This is a genomic window from Shewanella nanhaiensis (genome assembly GCF_019457885.1).
Classification (GTDB): domain Bacteria; phylum Pseudomonadota; class Gammaproteobacteria; order Enterobacterales; family Shewanellaceae; genus Shewanella; species Shewanella nanhaiensis.
Window position 1 is genome coordinate 1 of the sequence record NZ_JAHZST010000031.1, and the last position, 19453, is coordinate 19453.

Annotated in this window: 14 protein-coding genes; 10 read left to right on the forward strand and 4 right to left on the reverse strand. The window is 42.4% G+C overall.

What is annotated here, in order from left to right:
* The 3 genes from K0625_RS23375 to K0625_RS23385 all read right to left on the reverse strand — a co-directional run.
* The coding region (locus K0625_RS23375) for a retention module-containing protein (RefSeq protein WP_220111795.1) at positions 1 to 4216 on the reverse strand (4216 nt) is incomplete at its 3' end.
* Positions 4217 to 4674: 458 nt separating this feature from the next.
* The gene (ric, locus tag K0625_RS23380) at positions 4675 to 5391 is read right to left on the reverse strand and encodes an iron-sulfur cluster repair di-iron protein (RefSeq protein ID WP_220111796.1); all 717 of its coding nucleotides are present in this window, start codon (positions 5389 to 5391) and stop codon (positions 4675 to 4677) included.
* Between the two features lie 105 nt (positions 5392 to 5496).
* The gene (locus K0625_RS23385; RefSeq protein ID WP_220111797.1) at positions 5497 to 6627 is read right to left on the reverse strand and encodes a Kelch repeat-containing protein; all 1131 of its coding nucleotides are present in this window, start codon (positions 6625 to 6627) and stop codon (positions 5497 to 5499) included.
* A gap of 218 nt (positions 6628 to 6845) precedes the next feature.
* On the opposite strand from K0625_RS23385, the gene K0625_RS23390 reads away from it, so the two are divergent.
* The 9 genes from K0625_RS23390 to K0625_RS23430 all read left to right on the forward strand — a co-directional run bounded on the left by K0625_RS23390 (position 6846) and on the right by K0625_RS23430 (position 17637).
* Positions 6846 to 7121, forward strand: a complete 276-nt coding sequence (locus K0625_RS23390) for a DNA-binding protein (protein WP_012323141.1) — start codon at positions 6846 to 6848, stop codon at positions 7119 to 7121.
* Entirely contained in the window at positions 7114 to 8349 is a 1236-nt protein-coding gene (locus tag K0625_RS23395; protein WP_220111798.1) for a type II toxin-antitoxin system HipA family toxin, read from the forward strand. The genes K0625_RS23390 and K0625_RS23395 overlap by 8 nt, the downstream gene beginning before the upstream one ends.
* A 209-nt stretch (positions 8350 to 8558) precedes the next feature.
* Complete coding sequence (locus K0625_RS23400) at positions 8559 to 8870, forward strand: helix-turn-helix domain-containing protein (protein ID WP_064792329.1); 312 nt, start codon at positions 8559 to 8561, stop codon at positions 8868 to 8870.
* Positions 8870 to 10186 carry a type II toxin-antitoxin system HipA family toxin gene (locus tag K0625_RS23405; protein ID WP_220111799.1) on the forward strand — a complete coding sequence of 439 codons (1317 nt, stop codon included), beginning with the start codon at positions 8870 to 8872 and terminating at the stop codon, positions 10184 to 10186. Before K0625_RS23400 ends, K0625_RS23405 begins: the two co-directional genes overlap by 1 nt.
* A gap of 314 nt (positions 10187 to 10500) precedes the next feature.
* A complete protein-coding gene (locus K0625_RS23410; RefSeq protein ID WP_220111800.1) occupies positions 10501 to 11721 on the forward strand; it encodes a tyrosine-type recombinase/integrase in 1221 nt (406 codons plus the stop codon).
* A 211-nt stretch (positions 11722 to 11932) separates the two neighbouring features.
* Entirely contained in the window at positions 11933 to 13711 is a 1779-nt protein-coding gene (locus tag K0625_RS23415; protein ID WP_220111801.1) for a type I restriction-modification system subunit M, read from the forward strand.
* Entirely contained in the window at positions 13704 to 14999 is a 1296-nt protein-coding gene (locus K0625_RS23420) for a restriction endonuclease subunit S (RefSeq protein WP_220111802.1), read from the forward strand. Before K0625_RS23415 ends, K0625_RS23420 begins: the two co-directional genes overlap by 8 nt.
* 379 nt (positions 15000 to 15378) lie before the next feature.
* Positions 15379 to 16389, forward strand: coding sequence for a protein NO VEIN domain-containing protein (locus K0625_RS23425; RefSeq protein WP_220111803.1), 1011 nt, complete (start codon positions 15379 to 15381; stop codon positions 16387 to 16389).
* A 39-nt stretch (positions 16390 to 16428) separates the two neighbouring features.
* Positions 16429 to 17637 (forward strand): hypothetical protein, encoded by a 1209-nt coding sequence (locus K0625_RS23430; protein ID WP_220111804.1) that lies wholly within the window; start codon positions 16429 to 16431, stop codon positions 17635 to 17637.
* A 176-nt stretch (positions 17638 to 17813) separates the two neighbouring features.
* Here the strand turns inward: K0625_RS23430 and K0625_RS23435 are convergent, their stop codons facing one another.
* A complete protein-coding gene (locus K0625_RS23435; protein ID WP_220111805.1) occupies positions 17814 to 17972 on the reverse strand; it encodes a hypothetical protein in 159 nt (52 codons plus the stop codon).
* Positions 17973 to 18195: 223 nt separating this feature from the next.
* Between K0625_RS23435 and K0625_RS23440 the strand changes: the two genes are divergently transcribed.
* Positions 18196 to 19362, forward strand: a complete 1167-nt coding sequence (locus K0625_RS23440; protein WP_220111806.1) for a PDDEXK-like family protein — start codon at positions 18196 to 18198, stop codon at positions 19360 to 19362.
* The last annotated feature ends 91 nt before the right edge of the window (positions 19363 to 19453 follow it).

The following is a 19453-nucleotide window of genomic DNA, read 5'->3' on the forward strand; positions in this document are numbered from 1 at the left end:
CGTCGCTGACACTGAGGTTATCGGTGGTGTCAACATCGCTGCTGTTAGTAAGCAGATCGATGGTGAATGGAGCTTCATCTTCATTGGTGACTTCGCGGATAGCCGCGCTGACTTGAGGCGCATCGTTCGTGCCGGTGATGGTGATGACAAGCTCTGCTGTATCAGTATTGCCGTTGCCATCACTCATTGTATAAGTGAAGGTCTCAGTAACGACTTGTCCTTCAACTAATGCATTCGCAGCAGCTTGATCGGCTGTGTAGCTGTAACTGCCGTCAGTATTGAGGGTCAGAGTGCCGTAGGTTCCTTCTAGGGTGCTGCCAACAGTTCCTATGTTGCCTGAGCCATCTTCAGTTCCTGTACGAAACGCAGTGACATTTAGTGTGTTACTGACTAGATCTGTGTCGTTCTTTAATACGCCATTAGCTGCTGTTACGGATAGAGTGGCATCCTCATTAATATTTGCCGCATCATCATTAGCGATAGGTGCTGTAGTGTCTTCTGTGGTGAATGGCTCTGTTGCCTCAATAGCGGGGTTACCAGCCAGATCAGAGACATTAGCCGTTACTGTGTAACCTGCTTCATCGGGGTAAGCACTCATGTCGATGCCTGTAATACTCCAACTGCCATCAGCTAATACTGTGGCGGTACCTGTGAAGATAGTGAGGCTGTTTGCGTCGACAATAGTGACGGTTACGATTTGATTGGTTTCAGCTGTGGTTGTTCCGCTGATGGTTACGCTGTCGTCTTCACTATCAGTAACTTTGTTGTCACCTGTGATCATGTCGATATCGATAAGCGGAAGGCTGGTATCAACTGTTGCAGTATCACTGCCCTGGTTAGATGCATTACCTGCTACATCTGTTTGGGTGGCGGTAACTGTTATTGTTTCATCATCGGCGGGCTTGCTCTCTAACAGATAGATAACGCCATTATCGTAGGTGTAATCATTCGCAGGGCTGCCGTCGGTGAATTGTAATTTTCCATTTACAAGCTCTAGTTCAACGGTTCTTGTGCTGTTACCATTTGCAATATTGATGGTAACTAGACCACCAGATTCGAACTTATCGCCATCAATAGCGATTGAAACTTCTACTCCATCATGTCCCCAGAGTTCAGATTTAGAAAGTAACTCATCGTTGTTAACATCACTTTCAATGGTAACAACTGGTGCATCAACTACAGAGAGATCAACGCTGTAGCTCTCACTGTCTGTTGCTGTATTACTGTTACCTGCGCTATCTATTACTGTGATAGAGGCTGTGATATTTGTGCTACTAGCTGTTGTTAATAGGCTTGCATCTATGCTAGTTGTAAAACCTAGCACTCCGTCACCTAGGTCGATGACTTGCACAGTTGCAATAATGTTTCCATCTAAGCTTAATGTGACAGTGTCTCCAATCTGAACGTCACCATCTACTGTCCCACTTAGGGTTACACTGCCACTGGCTTCATCACTATTAATAATGTTGTCATCGCCGATAGTAATGGCAGACAGATCAATATTTATTGTCGGTAGGGTTATATCTACTGTTGCAGTATCACTATGTTCACTGGATGTGTTACCTACAGCATCAGTCTGAGTGGCTGTAACTGTGATAGATTCGTCATGAGTTGGTCTGTATTCTGAAAATGAAATAGTACCATTCTCATATTCAAAACCTGTGGCAGGGCTACCATCGCTGAATTGCAGCTCACCATTGACCAGTTGTAACTCAATGTCCTTAGTTATATCACCATTCTCAATTGCAATCGTGACAATACCGCCAGCTTCAAATTTTTCACCATCAATTTCTATCGATATCTTGATTTCACCGCGATCATGCCAGTCTGTTTGTGTAAGCTCAGCTCTAGAGAGAAGTTCATCATTATTAATATCGTTCAGAATAGTGACAATAGGTGCATCAACAACTGAAGTATCAACACTGTAGCTCTCATTGTCACTTGCAGTGCTGCTATTTCCTGCCGCATCTGTGGTGGTAACAGTGGCTGTAATCGTTGTTGTTTCACCCTCTACCAGAGTACTTGCATCGACAACAGTATTAAATCCAAGTACGCCATCACCTAGAACAATGACAGTAGTGGTAATGATGGTACTGCCATCTAAGGTGAGCGTTACGGTATCGCCAACTTGGGCATCTCCACCAACAGTACCGCTTAGGGTTACACTGCCACTGGCTTCATCACTATTGATGATGTTGTCTGTGCCAATGATGATTTGATTGAGATCGATGCTTGCTTCTGCCAGCGTATCAATAACAGCAGAATCAGAACCTGGTGCTGAGGTGTTTCCTGCTGGGTCTGTGATTGTCGCTGTAACCGTGATCTCTTGGCCTTCGCCTGGGTTTGGTAGGGTTAAATTAACGTAGCCGTTTTCAATGTCGGTTTCAGAGAGAATGATCTCTACACCATTTACATTGAGAGTGTCGCCAGAGTTTGCTCCAGTATCTTCAAGCCCAATAGTTACAGCTATATCATTTGAATCGTTGAGTTCTTGGTTACTAATGAAGGCATCATTATTAGTGTCAGTGGTAATGGTTACTTGTGGGGCACCATCTATGACAGGGGTAACCTCTAAAGTCAGAGTCGCACTTTCACCTGTGTTAGTGGTGTAGGTGATAACAGGAACTTCACCGTTCCAGTTGTCATTTGGAGTGAAGGTATAAGCGCCATCTTCATTAATGACAATTGAGCCACCCTCTAACTCAACTGTGGTTCCTGCCGTGTAAGTTTCGCCATCGACTTCAAAGCTAACCACAGTGAGGTCATTGTCGATATCAGAGTCGTTATCTAGCACATTACCCGTGGCGACCGTATCTTCATCGACAGTATTGCTGTCATTGTTAACTATGCTTGGGTCATCAACGGCATTAACTGCAATGGTTAATGTGGCACTAGAGCCTGTGTTAGTGGTGTAGGTGATAACAGGAACTTCACCATTCCAGTCGTCATTTGGAGTGAAGGTATAAGCGCCATCTTCATTAATGACAATTGAGCCACCCTCTAACTCTACAGTGGTTCCTGCAGTATAAGTTTCACCATCGACTTCAAAGCTGATAACAGACAGCTCGCTGTCGATATCTGAATCGTTATCAAGCACGTTACCCGTGGCCACAGTGTCTTCATCGACAGTGTTGCTGTCATTGGTCACTATACTTGGGTCATCGACTGGGGCAACCTCTAAAGTCAGAGTCGCACTTTCACCTGTGTTAGTGGTGTAGGTGATAACAGGAACTTCACCGTTCCAGTTGTTATTTGGGGTGAAGGTGTAAGAGCCATCTTCATTAATGACAATTGAGCCGCCCTCTAACTCAACAGTGGTTCCTGCCGTGTAAGTTTCGCCATCAACTTCAAAGCTAACTACAGTGAGGTCATTGTCGATATCTGAGTCGTTATCTAGCACATTACCCGTGGCGACCGTATCTTCATCGACAGTATTGCTGTCATTGACTACTATGCTTGGGTCATCGACTGCGTTAACTATTATCGTTAATGTCGCCGTAGCACCAGTATTAGTGGTGTAAGTAATAACAGGAACTTCACCGTTCCAGTTGTCATTTGGGGTGAAGATATAAGAGCCATCTTCATTGATAACTATGGTGCCGCCTTCCACTTCGATAAGTGATCCGGCATCGTAACTAATCTCTTCAATTTGAAAACTGACGACACTTAGATTCGTGTCACTGTCTATATCGTTTGTTAATACGTTTCCAGTTGCTACGCCGTCTTCATCTATGCTGCTTGTGTCATTAACTAAAGCAGATGGAGTGTCGGTCAGGTTTTCATCATTTGTATCTTGGATTGAAAATTCAGACTGAAATGCTCCATCTGAGTTAAAACCTGAAGTCGCTAAAGTTTCATCGCCGCTTCGAGTGACAGAGATAAAGCCTGAACCACCTTCATTACCATTCGCTCCGCCTGCTGCGGTTTCTGGTAGATCTAAGGTTGGATCATCGCCTGATGCAATTAGCGCTTGAAGCGCCTCAATTTCATCGAGAGCTTCAGTGTTTACTAGGGAATCTGCTACTTCTGTATTGGAATAAAAAGAGCCATCGTCATAGGCTATCTCTATTTGCGCGCCCTCTTCAATAAACAGGGTTGCAGAAGCGGGTACTTGCTCGCCTGAAGAGATCGTTTTGGTAATGCCATCTAATGTTATCGTGACCTTTCCTGCAACAAGTCTAACCTGTCCATTTTGTGTCGTAATTAGTGATTCCATTCGAAAACTCCAAGCAATTGAGTGTTAAAGTTGTTGCCTTGTAAAAACAGATAAATGAAGGTTTACAACAAGGGCAAGCATAGATCTTGAAATGTTAACGCATGCAACTTTGGCTATCAACTTGTTGGTTTAACTAAAATTTATTTTTTGACGCAGGAAAAATAAGCACAAAGTTGGTAAAACTGAAAGGTGGGATTTTATTGGTTTATAACTCTGTTTATTTGTGTCGGGCAGAGTTATATGTTTATTTTTTGTTAATTTAGAGTTTGGCTATTAATGGCGTTTTTTTGACACTTTTTTTCGAGATTTACAAAATAGGGCGCTAGTTTGTCATCTCGTTTTCTATTCTTGTCTTTGAGATCTGTGTGTACTTTTATAAAGAGAGACAGTGAAAGGCAGTTTAGCTATAAAAAGACCGGCGATCACCGGTCCTATATTTTGCGTTAATATCTAAGCGATTAGTTTGCTAACGCCAATGCTTTTGGGAAGAGGATATTATTCTCAAGGTGGATATGCTGTTTTAAGTCTGCTTCGAACTCTGCCAATGTGGCATAACAGACTCGCCAAGTGGTGCAGGCATGCTCAGGTGGCTGAAAGTCATTAGTTAGCTCATGTAACTTCTCAAGTATTCTTGCCGCATCATCATGTTCATGTTGCATCGCATTAATAGGATTTCCTATATGGCCAAAGCAAGCATTTACCGTTTCACCGCTACCCATAGCTCGAATAGCAGGAAATAAGATCTGCTCCTCTTTCATCAAATGAGGTGTGAGATCATCAACTAAAGCTCTTATCCAGCCCGCTAAGGGTTTTATCTCGGCATAGTGCTCGCCATGTGCGCGCACCATTTTTTGGCTGTACTCAATGAGCAGCGGTGACTTTTCTCGTACGTAACTATGATGTTTAGCTTCGATATAATCGATCAGTTCTGCAAGGGGGAGTTGGTTGAGTGCATCCTCTTTTTGACCTGTTCGCTCTAGCTTTTTTAACTCACTTATCACTTCAGATAGCTCAACATTAGCTTTATTGCAGGCACTGGCTAATGAGCGGCCACCACCACAACAGAAATCGATACCAAATTGGCTGAAGATGTGAGCATAGCGAAAATCTTTAGCGACAAGTTGCCCTACGCCCTGCTCAGAGAGAGAAACATCGGATTGAGTAGTGAGGCTCATAGAAACTCCAAAAGCTGCTTTATATTTGCATGTTTAGTGCATCATATTGGCAGTATTAAAGCTGTGCAATCTATTCCCGACTAAAACACTAAGGTAATCACATTTTCATTGCGCTAGATCATTAATTGGGGTGATTAGCACTCTGTCTGAAACAAGCTGCTTCTCCAGCATTCCGCCCACTCTTAATAGATCTCCTTGATAAAGAATAAGCCCTCGATGATCCATACTTTTCTGTTTGGCCTCTATGATGGGTAGCCAGCTATGGTTTTTGAGATCAAAGCGGTAAAGCTTATTTGAGGGCTCGCTTGGCTGGCTGTTATAGCCAATACCGTTGTAGTTGTATGGATTGTCGCTGCCGGCCATAAAGATCAGCTGTTGGTTCTTGCTGTCTCCAGTAGCTGCCATACGATAGTGGGCTACAGGAGGCTGAGCTTTGCTGGTTTCTTGAAGCGATGAGCTCAATGAATAGTGGGGCAGGGCTTGCCAGTCTATTTTTAGGTGGTCATCCGCTTTTATTTTTCCATAGAGACAGATGGCAGAGGCGGTAAATGTTCGAGCTTGATTTTCTCTGGCTTGAACTGACACCCCATCGCATAGAACAAGCTCTTGCCCCACTGCAGCAACGGCCTGACCAAATACGGCTGGAGCTGGGATAGGGGTTGCTTGGGACCAAATATTAGTTTGGGTGTCATAGACCTGAACTAAATTGACATTGCCATGTTGGTGCCAGCCACCAAACAGATAGATATACCTGTCTTGATAGCTAAACGCTGCGGTATCATCAACGGCAACAGGCATGTCGCTAATTCGAGAGTAGCTATTATTTTTAAGTGAATATAGGTAGTTGTCTGATGTGGATATCTCTTGATGATCTTTTGACACCGTATAGCCACCAAAGATATAGACCCTGTCTTTGATGCCAACCGCCATGCTTGCCAACCTTCCTGGTAACTGCTCAATATGAGGCACATTTGTGATTGCCTGCCACTGAGCTTTTGGCTCATTAAGCTTAAGCCGCCATGCCCTATTATGAACTCCTTGATGGTCTTTCTCTGAGTCCAGTCCCATAAAGCTAAACAGATAATCCTCGCCATCACTGGTTGCCAAAGCCACTGCATTGTTAGCAACGGGTTCTGGCAAGTTCGGATAATGCACAGCCGATGAGTTAGCCGATACCTGCAAGTGGGAAAGCAGCAAGGGAAAAAGTAGCAAGAGTACGGCGTTAAGCTTGTTCATATGTGAGCTCCAAATAACAGGTTTAGACATCATAGGGTGTTTGGCACATCGACTCCAAATTGTTACTTCAAAAAAGAGCCCAACATATAGCACTGAATGCGTTATGTGCGCGGTGAATATCTCGGATAAAACATTACAAACCTCTCTAATATTGCTACTATAGTAACAATATTTGTCTTTTTGTGATTTATTTTGTCACTATAGTAACAGGTGTCTGTATGTTGAATCTATATACCGCTTTTGATGTTCAAATGGAGTTGCGTGACTTTATAAGTCAATCTCGCAAACTAAATAAGTTGTCGGTGGAAGAGTTATCGACCCGCTCTGGCGTACCTTATGGAACCATTAGAAAGTTTGAAACCACAGGGAATATTTCACTAAGGCAGTTTTTGATGCTTTATGAAGCTGTTGGTAATTTAAGCAAAGTCCGAACATTAACTAAGACTGATAATGAGCAGCCTACCAGCATTGAAGAGGTACTAAAAAATGCTTGAGACTCCACTTAGAGTAAACAGAACATTTTCTGATGGCTCAAAGGCGCATATTGGCACATTGGCAGAAAATAGAGCGGGCACATACTTTCAGTTCGATGAAACCTATTTAGCTCAACATCCTACTTCAATTGCTCCATTTAATATTAAGGCCGATCTCACACTACAAAAAGCACCCAAGCAGCCACATTATGGTATCCATGGTGTGTTCGGTGACAGTCTGCCAGATGGTTGGGGATTGCACCTTATGGACAGAGTATTTAGGCAAAATGGCTACAACCCACAACTTATCACAGCGTTAGAGCGACTGGCATATATTGGCGACCAATGCCTTGGTGCCTTGTCCTATGAGCCTGAGATGCATCTACTTGAAGCCGATTCAAGAGATGTTGAGTTAGTAACTCTAGGTCAAGAGGCGGTGAAAGAGTTTGAAGGAACTGAATCAAAGTTAATTGAACAGCTTATGAATGCGGCGGGATCTGGTGGTGCGCGGCCTAAATTGAATGTAACAAAAACCAGTGATGGCCAATTTTCGACACATGCTAATGCCACTGGTGAAAAACTAATTGTTAAATTAACCTCTGAAAAATTCGACTTAAAGCATTCTGAAAGCTTGGTGGAATACGCCTACATGCAGATGGCCAGTAATTTGGGTATTGAAACGCCTAAATTTGAATTGATTGAAGCGAGTGCAGGGCGAATGTGGTTACAGCAAACCCGATTCGATTGTACTCCTCATGGCAAGCGACACATGATCTCGGCTTGTGGTTTACTGGATGCGTCCTTCAGGGAGCCTTCACTTGATTATGTTGATCTCGTTAAGGCCACTAGAATGCTGTGTGGTGTTGGGGAGGCGAGAAAGCTAGTTAAACGTGCCTTGTTCAATTTCATTACCGTAAACCAAGATGATCATGCTAAAAACTTTGCCTTTTTAGCTGACGATAATGATCAGTGGCGGCTATCACCGTTTTACGACATTGTATACAGCCCCTCGCCATACAAACAGCATATGACATCGTTTAATGGCAATGGCAGTTCGCCAAAGCAAGCACTTAATATACTGGCTGGTCAAGCAGGTTACTCAAGTGATAAACCATTACGAGAGATGCTAGAAGAGATTTATCAGCAGAGCAGAAGCTTTACCCAAGAAGCAAAAAATCTTGGTATCCCTAATCAATTACTGACAACCATAGATAACCAGATGACAGAAAAGTGGAATAGCCTCCGATAACTTTGGTCTGTAACACTTTTATGCGCATAAAAGTGTGGCTTTGTAGTTTGTTTTGTAATTCTTCCACTTTTATCCGCTATAGCGTGTGAATTGAATTTAACGGTTGTAGCAGGTAAAGTAGGTTTTACCTGTTTTAGCGTGTAAATCTTGATTTACCTGCTTTAGCGTGTAAAGTTAGGGTGGAAATTGATTTTATAGGTGGACTAATAATGAAGGTGACAAACTCAAAACAGCTTAGTGCGTATTTAAAAGATGCGCGATTGAACATGAAGCTATCGCAAAGCAAAGTGGGCAATAAGGTTGGTATTCGTCAGGATACAGTCTCAAGCTTTGAGCAAAGCCCTGACTCTACGAAATTAGAAACGCTGTTTAAGATCTTATCTGCACTTAATCTTGAGTTAGATATCAAGGTTAGAAATCCCGAGCTGGCCCATTCTAATGTGAAAGATAAGCCTCTTGATGATCATCAAGCTCAAGCCACTGCCACTGCTCAAAACCAAGAGTGGAAGGAGGAGTGGTAATGGCTGTACTCGATATTTATATGAATGGCTATCTGGTGGGGGAGCTCACCAAGTCGACAACAGGTTCCCACTTGTTTGAGTACGCACCGCAGTGGTTAGATACACAAGGTAGTCGTCCAATCTCCTTATCTATGCCACTTCGAAAGCAAGTGTACAAAGGCGATGAAGTGTATAACTTCTTTGATAACCTATTACCTGACAATATTGAAGTGAGAAACCGGATTGTTGCTCGTCACAATGCTCAATCGACACAAGCATTCGATCTACTGAGTAAAGTCGGCCAAGACAGTGTTGGTGCATTGCAGCTAGTACCGCATGGGCAAGCACCTTTTGAAGTAAAAAAGATTGAAGCCAAACCTTTATCTGATGAGGCATTGGAAAAGGTACTAAAAGGTTACCAGTCAGACATTCCATTGGGCATGTTAAATGATGAAGATGATTTTCGGATCTCCATTGCGGGCGCGCAGGAAAAGACAGCCTTACTTAATCTGGATGGCCAGTGGAAACTCCCTATAAAAGCAACACCCACAACGCATATTATTAAATTGCCTATTGGTGACATACAGAGCCATTCATATCGGATTGATATGTCTGATAGCGTTGAAAACGAATTCCTTTGCATGATGATAGTCAGGGAGTTTGGCTTAGCAGTTCCACACTGCTCAATAATCAAAGTGGGCGATATAAAGGCACTTGCAGTGGACAGGTTTGACCGTAAGTTATCAAGTGATGGCCAATGGATTATGCGCTTACCGCAAGAGGATTTTTGCCAGACATTAAATGTCCCGCCCGCTAAAAAATATGAAAACCATGGTGGTCCCGGTATTGAACAGATCATGCCTTATCTAGTGGGCTCTACCAATGCAGATCAGGATAGGCTTGATTTTATGAAATCTCAGGTCTTATTTTGGTTGCTAGCCGCGACAGATGGTCATGCTAAAAACTTCTCGTTATTTATTGATGCTGGCGGTGGTTACCGGTTAACGCCCTTTTACGACATCATATCCATGTATCCAGTGATAGGTGGTAAGGGACTCAATATTCGAGATGCTAAGCTTGCTATGGGGCTTAAGGCCAGTAAAGGTAAGAAGTATTCGATAGCACAGATTTTTCCGAGGCATTTTATTCAAACGGCAAAGGCTGTCGGTTTTGATACTGATGTCATGGCTGCCATCTTGATAGAAATAGAAGATAGAGTCGATGAGGTAATTGAAAAGGTTTGGGCTCAGCTACCAGAAGACTTTCCATCACATATTAGGGATTCAATTTTCGATGGCTTAAAGGGGCGGGCGCAGCGATTGAAGGATTTTGAGTGATATAGTTGTGAAATAATTCGTGCGTAGCCCATAAAACAAAACGGGCTTTCCATTGCTGGAAAGCCCGTTCTCTTACAATCACTTAGACGGTTAGTCTTAGTTCATGCCGTATTATTAAAGACTTGTTTTTTACTTGTATTTATCTGATTTTGTTTGTATTGGATTGTTTGATTAAGTTGTTGATATTTAGCGTTTAAATATATATGAAATGATATTTTTGTATTTACTTGTATTGGTTTGTATTCATTTTTATGGTTAACTCGGGGTACATATGGGGGTACATGAAAAGCTGTATGTACCCCACGAGGAGAACCATGGCAAAGCTGTATGATAAAAAACTAAAAGCACTACTCAATAAGCCTCAGGAAAAAACAACTACCTTCTCGGATGGTGATGGTCTTGGTGTGAGGGTTTCTCTTCAAGGCAATCTAAGGTGGCAGTTTCGTTACAAGGTTGAAGGGAAGAACAAGCGAATTGATTTAGGTGATTACCCTGAACTATCGATTCAAAAGGCGCGAGCGGCAGCTAAGCAGTGTCGAGAATGGCATGCAGAAGGTCATGACCCTAAGTTAAAGAGGGAGCTTGAACGTAGTGCAACTTTGAAGCCTGTTACGGTTAAAGAAGCTTTGGAGTATTGGTTAGTTGAATATGCCGAAGATAATCGAACTAATGCTGCAAAGCACCGCGCTCAATTTGAAAGACACCTTTACCCTTATATTGGACATTTACCACTTGAGCAAACAGAGACTCGACATTGGGTCGAGTGTTTCGATCGTGTGCGTAAAGGGGTGACGGGAAAGCAGAGACCTGCCCCCGTTGCTGCAGGTTACATCTTACAAAATGCTAAACAAGCGTTGAGATTTTGTCGTGTACATCGATATGCCTCCAGCAGAGAGTTAGATGATTTAACAATTAAAGATGTTGGCAAAAAACAGAATAAGAAAGACAGGGTGCTAACTAATATAGAGCTCGCAGATGTTTGGTGCTTTGCTCACTCATCAAGGATATTGCCTTATTATCGGAGTTTGCTAAAGATATTGATTGTCTTTGGTGCTCGTACGCAAGAAGTGCGGTTATCAAAGTGTTATGAGTGGGATCTTGAGCAGCAGCTTTGGACTGTTCCTAAAGAGAATAGTAAAACATCGGATAAAATTGTTAGGCCAATACCTGATGACATTCTTCCTTTGATAGAAAGCTTGAAATCAAAACAGGCAAATGATGGACTCTTGCTTGGGGAGATGAAATCCACTGAGGCAGTAAGCTCAACTGGGAGTACGATTTGGAAGAAACTCAAGCACAATGAAGCATGGACACTTCATGATCTGCGTAGAACCTTAGCGACTCGGTTAAACGATTTGAGCGTGATGCCCCATGTGGTTGAACAACTACTAGGCCATACATTAGGAGGTGTTATGGCTATCTATAATCGCAGCCAATATCTTCCTGAAAAAACAGCAGCATTAAATATGTGGTGTGAAAAGTTAGAGTTAATGCTAAACCCTATAGAGAATGTAGTGCCTCTAAAACAGGCCTAAGTAAGGCCATACTGATAAAGGCTGTGAGTATTTGTAGAACTTATGAATGCTCATGGTTATGGCTGTCTAAATCTAAGCCACACATCTCACACTCCTTGATTGCTCCACCAGCAACAACACCGTAGAATCTCCCGCAATACACAGTTTAAGCATGGGGTAAGTAAACGTACCTAACCCATGCAGGCTTATGGTTCTATGTTAAGGCAGCTCAATGACTAACAAACTCACTCTTCAAACGCTTGAATCTTTCTTGTGGGAAACCGCTGATATCTTGCGTGGCAATATGGATGCGTCTGAATTTAAAGACTACATCTTCGGCATGATGTTCCTAAAGCGTCTGTCTGATGCGTTCGATGAAGAGCGTGAAAAGGTAGTGCAGTATTACCTCGATAAAGGTAAGTCACTAGAACAAGCCGAAGAACTTAGTGAAGATGAAGATGAGTACGACAATACTTTCTTCATGCCTGCTAACGCCCGTTGGTCTGCGCTAAAAGACTTAAAGCACAACATTGGTGAGGCGCTAAATACCGCCGCTGAAGTGATTGAAGAGCACAACTCAAGCCTTGAAGGTGTGTTAGTCACTATCGACTTCAACATTAAAAACAAGCTGTCAGATAAGAAGCTACAAGACCTATTATCGCACTTTAATAAACACCGTTTACGTAATGCCGACTTTGAGCGCCCAGATATGCTGGGTACGGCCTATGAATACCTGATTAAGATGTTTGCCGATAGCGCGGGTAAAAAAGGCGGTGAGTTCTATACCCCATCTGAAGTGGTACAGCTGCTGGTGGCACTGCTTAAGCCACACGCGGGTATGCGTATTTACGACCCAACCTCAGGTTCGGGTGGTATGCTAGTGCAAACCCGTAACTACCTTGCTAGCCATGGTGAGAACGCGGCTAACTTGTCACTGTTTGGGCAAGAGATGAACCTGAACACATGGGCAATCTGTAAGATGAACATGTTCCTGCATGGGGTGCACAGTGCCGATATTCGTAAGGGCGATACCCTGCGCGAACCTAAGCACACTCAAGGTGGTGAGCTGATGCACTTTGACCGCGTTATCGCAAACCCGCCTTTCTCGCTTAAAAAGTGGGGCAAGGATGAGTGCGACAATGACGGCTTTGGGCGCTTCCCTTATGGCACTCCGCCAAAAGATGCGGGTGACTTAGCCTTTGTGCAACACATGATAGCCAGTACCAACAGCGAAGGTATGGTCGGCGTTGTCATGCCACATGGGGTATTATTCCGAGGTTCTAGCGAGAAGGCAATTCGCCAAGGCATATTACAAGATGATCTACTTGAAGCGGTTGTCGGTCTGCCATCAGGCTTATTCTATGGCACAGGCATTCCTGCGTGTTTGCTAATCATCAATAAGCAGAAACCAGAGCAGCGCAAAGGCAAAGTGCTGTTCATCAACAGTGAGCTTGAGTTTGAAGAGGGCAAGAACCAAAACAAACTGCGCTCACAAGATATCGCTAAGATAGTCGAGACTTTTGACAACTACACTGAGCTATCACGCTACTCAAAAGTAGTTGAGCTATCTGAAATCGCCGAGAACGATTACAACCTCAACATTCGCCGTTATGCCGACACCTCGCCACCAGCAGAGATCTTCGATGTACGCGCCATACTGCACGGCGGCATTCCGGTGCGTGAAGTACACAGCGATTACATGCAACAAGAGATCCTCAAAGGCTTCGATGTCTCGGCTGTGTTTGATAAAGCTAGTGATGGCTATTACGCATTTAAAGCCGAAATCGAAACCAAAGAACAGATCCGCGCTCACGTTGAGAAATGTGTAGAAAGCAGCCTAGAGGAAAATAAGAGTGCGCCAGCAGCGGCTCCTGCTCTGGGTGAGAAAGTGCTAGGTCAGCTAGAACGCTGGTGGGACAAGTACCAAGTATCATTGCATCAGCTTGATGCTGAAGTCGCGACAGCTGAGCAAGTGATGCAGGGCTACCTGAAGGAGCTGGGTTATGAGTAATACTATTCCAGAGGGGTGGGTACAGAACAAATTAGGTAAGTATGTTGGTATTCAAGGTGGCAATGCTTTTAAAAGTGAAGCTTTTACCGAAGTTGGTATTCCTGTTGTCCGTATTTCAAATATCAAAAAAGATGGAAGCATTAATCTAAATAGTTCTATTTTTGCTAATGAAGATGCGTCACTTAGTCGATTCAAAGTTCAGTATGGCGATATTTTAATAGCCATGTCAGGTGCAACGACAGGAAAAGTAGGTCGTTATACTTTAAATAACTATTCATATTTAAATCAACGAGTAGGCAGATTCTTCGCTAAGGGGTCTAATGATGTTTCGATGGATTATATTCATCAAGTAACAGCGAAAGACAGTTTTGTTCAATCAATTCTAATTGATGCAATTGGTGGAGCTCAACCAAACATTAGCAATCAACAAATTGAATCGATTATTGCATTATTTCCCCCACTCCCTGAACAGCAAAAGATTGCTGCGATTTTGACGTCAGTGGATGAGGTGATTGAAAAGACCCAAGCGCAAATCAATAAGCTTAAAGACCTCAAAACCGCCATGATGCAAACACTGCTAACGAACGGTGTTGGCACTAAGCAAGGCACAGGCAATGGTGAGTGTTACATCCCACACACCGAGTTCAAAGACTCACCCGTCGGCAGAATCCCCAAGAGCTGGGAGGTTGTTACATTAAGAGATGTAGTAATAGACAAAGGCTTGCAAACAGGACCATTTGGTAGCCAGCTACATGCACACGAATATGTAGAAAAAGGCATACCTGTAGTTATGCCCAAAAATATGAAGTCAAATAGAGTTAGTAGCGAAGGCATAGCACAAATCACTTTGGAAAAAGCGGAATCTTTAAGTAAGCATAGAGTTTTATCGGGTGATATTTTATTCAGTCGTAGAGGTGATATCGGACGATTTGCTTTGATTGAAGACGTAAATATAGGGTCGATATGTGGTACTGGTTGCTTAAAGGCAAGGCTTAATGACTCAATGAGTTCGAGTTTTTTTGCTGCATATTTAACTTTGGAATATGTGGTTGAATGGTTGATTAATAACTCTGTTGGTCAAACAATGTTAAACCTAAATACCTCAATACTTGCAGCGCTTCCCGTATTAAAACCACCCTTAGAAGAACAGAATAAAATTGCTAGCCTTATTACATCACTTGATAAGAACATGACGCTTAAAGAAAAAAAATTGCTATCACTAAAAAACACCAAAAAAGCCCTAATGCAAGACTTGCTCACAGGCAAGGTGCGGGTCAAGCTCGATTAACGATAACAGCTAGCACAAATAGAGTGCAGGCTATGAGCGCTCTATTCATAAGCTATTCGTAAAGAGCCGCTGGTAGCTTTCTCTACCTCGGTCTTTAATTTGGTCGCTAATCTGGTTTCTAACTCTGTCTTTAATGAGCTTGGGTAAAGCGTCATTAAGTGCATAGTCACAAAATAGGCTGTTGCTTATGTTGAAAGTGTCGAGAGTCTATGGGCTGCGCACTTAGTTGGATAGAAATAACAGGCTAAAAATAGCTAGATAAAAACAACAGTACATAACAAAGGATAACCATGAGCAAGGATGCTTTAGCGCAATCAAGACTTGAATCTTAAGCGAATAGCGCTCCTGCTTTTAATTTAAAAACAACTCAAAGGAATGAATGATGAAAGTACTCTTTGCACGTATCGGTAGCATGAATTTTTACGATGGTATCTCAGATCTCGACGCCAATATTGAGGGCGCTGGTACTTATAATGCAGACACCAATGATGGTGGTGAGCAGTATAACTTCCGTGATGTGGAGGGGATAACTTATGGTTATTGCCAAAGTACGCTAGCTAACGATTCACCAGCAGGGGTAAATTTAAGACGAGTTGACCCCAGTGCACCAACCAATGCTGAATATATTGATGGCGTGACGGTTATCTTTTTTTCCAAAGGCAGCCCTGATGGCTACCAGAGTATTGTTGGCTGGTATACTGATTGTCGCGTATATCGTGATTTCCAGCAACCTAGCGCATTACATAAACGGAGCGATAAAGGCTTTAATTTAGAGTGCAGCACTCGTAATACTCGGCTGTTAGCAGTGGGTCAGCGTGGTTATCCAATAGCTGGTCAAGACTTAGGAAAAGTAGGGCGTCCAGGACAGTCTAATGTGTTTTATATTTATGATGACCGACGCCAGTTGAAAGCCGATTCTTGGATACAAGATGCGATAGAGTATGTGATATCTAATGGCCAAGTTGACAGAATCGAGAAGGATACCTTAGAGGCTGGTGGGGATGATGGACAAGGGTTCAACCAGTCTGCTGAGCAGCGTAAAGCGATTGAAGATTACTCGATGGGGAAAGCTGTTGAGTATTTTAAGTCCCAAGACTATGAATTTATAGCTGATCGCTCAAGAACATGCAGCTTCGATTTAGAATTTAAAAGGTTAGGCATCACATACTTTGTTGAGGTTAAGGGAACACAAAGCAAAGGGGATAAAGTGATTGTGACGCGCAGCGAGATCGAACATGCAAAAGCGAATGCAGGGAACTCAATTTTATATGTACTTCACTCTATTAAGCTTGATGAACTAACTCCATCTGGTGGTGTTGAAGTAATAAAAAGCCCATGGGTCATCGATGATAATGATCTGAGAGTGATTACCTATCACTACACCGTTTAACTTTTCTAGTAGCAAAGCCAATAATCTAAAGGAATAGATATGAAACCCAACAAGGATGGTAAATACGTATTTCCAGCAACAGATTTCCCTAGCCTATTTTTACCCTCGGTAACATCCGTTGCCGAACTTCTAGGGTTACCGAAAAACCTGTCGCAACAAATTACAGCCTTTGAGCAGTATTTTGATAAAGACTTTAAGATAAGCCGTTCATCTAAGGCGTGTTTAGTTACTGAGGGGGTGGGTAAGCCTACGGTGAACAAATTAGTGAAAGTTGGCTCTGAGTTATCCATTCCGACAAGTACCTTGTTGAGTCCCATTAAACTACGAAAAGATAGGCGTGCCTTACGCTTAGGCTCTAATGCTGTGGATTGGCTTTCGCTGTATGCGGGGACAAAATGTTCAAAGAATGATGGGGAGTTTACTGATTTTTTTAAGGGGATGAGTCATCGAGCTGAAGCTGATATTTTGATGCGAAAAAAGCTGCAAACTCAAATTAAGTTGGGAGAGTTGGAAAGTACCGATATCAGTGGTGTTTGGTTGGCACAGCTGCCATTTTGGCAGCAGTATAGTTCTATTCCTAATGAACAGTTGGCAACGTTCACACGATACTCAGAGTTTTCGAGAGCCAAATTAGAGAATATAAAAACACTGCCTGCTGATTACAGCCTCGCTTTAGGGTATATGATATTTGATTTTTATCTCTCTGCTATTGCCTGTTATGAGGCAGCTTTAGGGGCTTTTTATCAAAGGAGATTTGCTAGTCTTAGTACTAAAAACCACTTAGCACTCTATGAAAGAGTTTCAGAAACGTTGAGCAGTGATGGAGATGACTACACTTGTTTTGGGGCGATGTTATTGGAGGTAAAAAGGCTTATCTCTAATGAGCGGGATGATGTTAGTTGGCGTAAATTAGCCTCATTTATTCCTGTTGATCAAGTATCTCAGCATGGTGAGACTCTTATCGATGAGCAATACCACCAGCTGAAAGACTGGAAAAACGGGCTGAACATGCCCTCGATGGAAAAGTTAGAGCGCTTTGTTACTGCTGCTTTTTCCTACCATGGTAATTATGATGTCGATGCTATGCTCGTCTATTTTAGAATAGCCAAGGTGCTTGATATAAAGCTTAATGAGTTTGTGGCTCAAGTGCCTAATGAACACGTGACCTCAACCGTTGAAACTGTTCTTTCTAGCTATCCTGTTTATCTTGAAAAGTACCGTCTATTACTGGCAAGAAGTATAGGGTAGGCATCAAAAACTGCCTGATGTAAAAATATGCTCAGGCAGTGTTGATTTACTTTATTTACTCTTCGATCTGATCTTGCCAATCATCAGGGCGTTCATCTTCGCCGCGACTCTGCCAATAAGCATCGTTATTAGGGTTCAGCTGGTCACTATGGTTATCATCGTTATGCTTAGCCATGTTACTTACCTCCCTTTAGTGCATTTTCATTTCTTGCTGCTGCACTGATAGCTCTTGCTGCAAAACTACCTTTAGGCACTCTTCCACCATTTTGCTTTGCTGTTTCGCTTTGAATTCGACGGGCAGCGTCGGCAGTCATTGGGCTTTTATTCTTACTCATTTTGAATCTCCAATTTGAAAGTTATGTTGGTAGAAGCCTCTGCCAACACCAAAAATAATGCCTGAACTTTTTTTAGTTGGGATGGGGGGGAGATTGTCCAAATTGCAATTATTTGAAAGTTTTTAAGGCACTAACGAGAAGTCAGTTGCTGTAAATGTTATTACACCTATGTATTATCAAAGCAATTTAGTATCAAAAGCTTAAACAACAGGGATTAGTTAAAATGATCAATGAACAGTTTTTTAATCATGTGAGGCTGTTAGAGAAAACGTACTTTAGAAAGCCACAGTACAATCTCTTTCGAGTGCTTCGCTCTGAATCTGATGAGGTGCGATTGCACTCTCGCTTTTTAGGGGATCTGCTCAACCCTAAAGGTGGGCACCAACATGGTGGTGAGTTACTTCGGCTTTTCTTGGATAAGTTTGATTTGAGTATTACAGCTGACGCGTTGGTTGATGTTGAGTATAAGAACATTGATATTCTGATTCGATCTGGTGACACTGCTGTCATAGTTGAAAATAAGATTTATGCAGGCGATCAAAAAGAGCAATTATCTCGTTACTACGAGGTGATGCAGAAAGAGGGTTATACCAACATAAAAATCATCTACCTCACATTAATGGGGCATCCTCCTAGTGATGACAGCACGGTAAACCTTAGTCCTGAATTTATTAAACAGCACTTAATTCATGCGAGCTATGACGAACATATTCACGAGCTGATAAATCGCTACATAGAGCTTTCAGCTACAGATGCTCCGTTACGGGAAGCACTAATTCAATATGCTGACATTATTTCTAAATTAACCCATAAACTTGAGAATAAAGAACACATGGAAGAGTTAAAGCAATTATTGAAAACTGGTAGCAACTTAGCTGCTATTCCTAATTTGCTAGAGGCTTACAACGAAGTCTTAGTTGATTATCAGTTAGATATTTGGAAGCGGATTTCTGAGGAGGTTAGAAATAAATTCGGTTCTTTAATTGGTGATTCTATCTGTAACAAAGATGATCCCGAGGAGGCTGTTAGAGCATATGTTAACAATAGGCGTGGTTCAAAATATTTAAATGTTGAGACTCAACTAGAAGGCTATGACGATACATATCTTCTAGTTGAACAAGATCACCACATATATTTTGGCGTTTATTGCCCTGATGCCGAAGGTTCAGATGAGTATAAGCGTATCAGGCGAGTTGTTGAGGATGCATCAGTCGAGCTAAATTCTGAAGTTTGGAGCAACATGCCAGTGGCTTTCTATGCCGAACCGAAAATCAATTTTAAAAATCTTGGCTCTGAAGAACTGGAATACCTGTCGAGCGAACATAATAGGCAGGCATATGCAGACTTTATTGTGACTAAGTTGCAAGAGGTTGTTTCATTGCTTAAATAGGCATAATCAAACTTTAGTAAACTGAATATACACAGCTGTTTTTATGTGGGAACAGCTGTATTATCAAGATTTAAATTTAAGCGCTATTGAT

Bases quoted from the DNA above. Each gene is read 5' to 3' on its own strand.
- K0625_RS23420 (WP_220111802.1), top strand. From the start codon at position 13,704: ATGAGTAATACTATTCCAGAGGGGTGGGTACAGAACAAATTAGGTAAG.
- K0625_RS23395 (WP_220111798.1), top strand. From the start codon at position 7,114: ATGCTTGAGACTCCACTTAGAGTAAACAGAACATTTTCTGATGGCTCA.
- K0625_RS23385 (WP_220111797.1), bottom strand. From the start codon at position 6,627: ATGAACAAGCTTAACGCCGTACTCTTGCTACTTTTTCCCTTGCTGCTT.
- K0625_RS23430 (WP_220111804.1), top strand. From the start codon at position 16,429: ATGAAACCCAACAAGGATGGTAAATACGTATTTCCAGCAACAGATTTC.
- K0625_RS23415 (WP_220111801.1), top strand. From the start codon at position 11,933: ATGACTAACAAACTCACTCTTCAAACGCTTGAATCTTTCTTGTGGGAA.
- K0625_RS23410 (WP_220111800.1), top strand. From the start codon at position 10,501: ATGGCAAAGCTGTATGATAAAAAACTAAAAGCACTACTCAATAAGCCT.
- K0625_RS23405 (WP_220111799.1), top strand. From the start codon at position 8,870: ATGGCTGTACTCGATATTTATATGAATGGCTATCTGGTGGGGGAGCTC.
- ric (WP_220111796.1), bottom strand. From the start codon at position 5,391: ATGAGCCTCACTACTCAATCCGATGTTTCTCTCTCTGAGCAGGGCGTA.
- K0625_RS23435 (WP_220111805.1), bottom strand. From the start codon at position 17,972: ATGAGTAAGAATAAAAGCCCAATGACTGCCGACGCTGCCCGTCGAATT.
- K0625_RS23400 (WP_064792329.1), top strand. From the start codon at position 8,559: ATGAAGGTGACAAACTCAAAACAGCTTAGTGCGTATTTAAAAGATGCG.
- K0625_RS23390 (WP_012323141.1), top strand. From the start codon at position 6,846: ATGTTGAATCTATATACCGCTTTTGATGTTCAAATGGAGTTGCGTGAC.
- K0625_RS23440 (WP_220111806.1), top strand. From the start codon at position 18,196: ATGATCAATGAACAGTTTTTTAATCATGTGAGGCTGTTAGAGAAAACG.
- K0625_RS23425 (WP_220111803.1), top strand. From the start codon at position 15,379: ATGATGAAAGTACTCTTTGCACGTATCGGTAGCATGAATTTTTACGAT.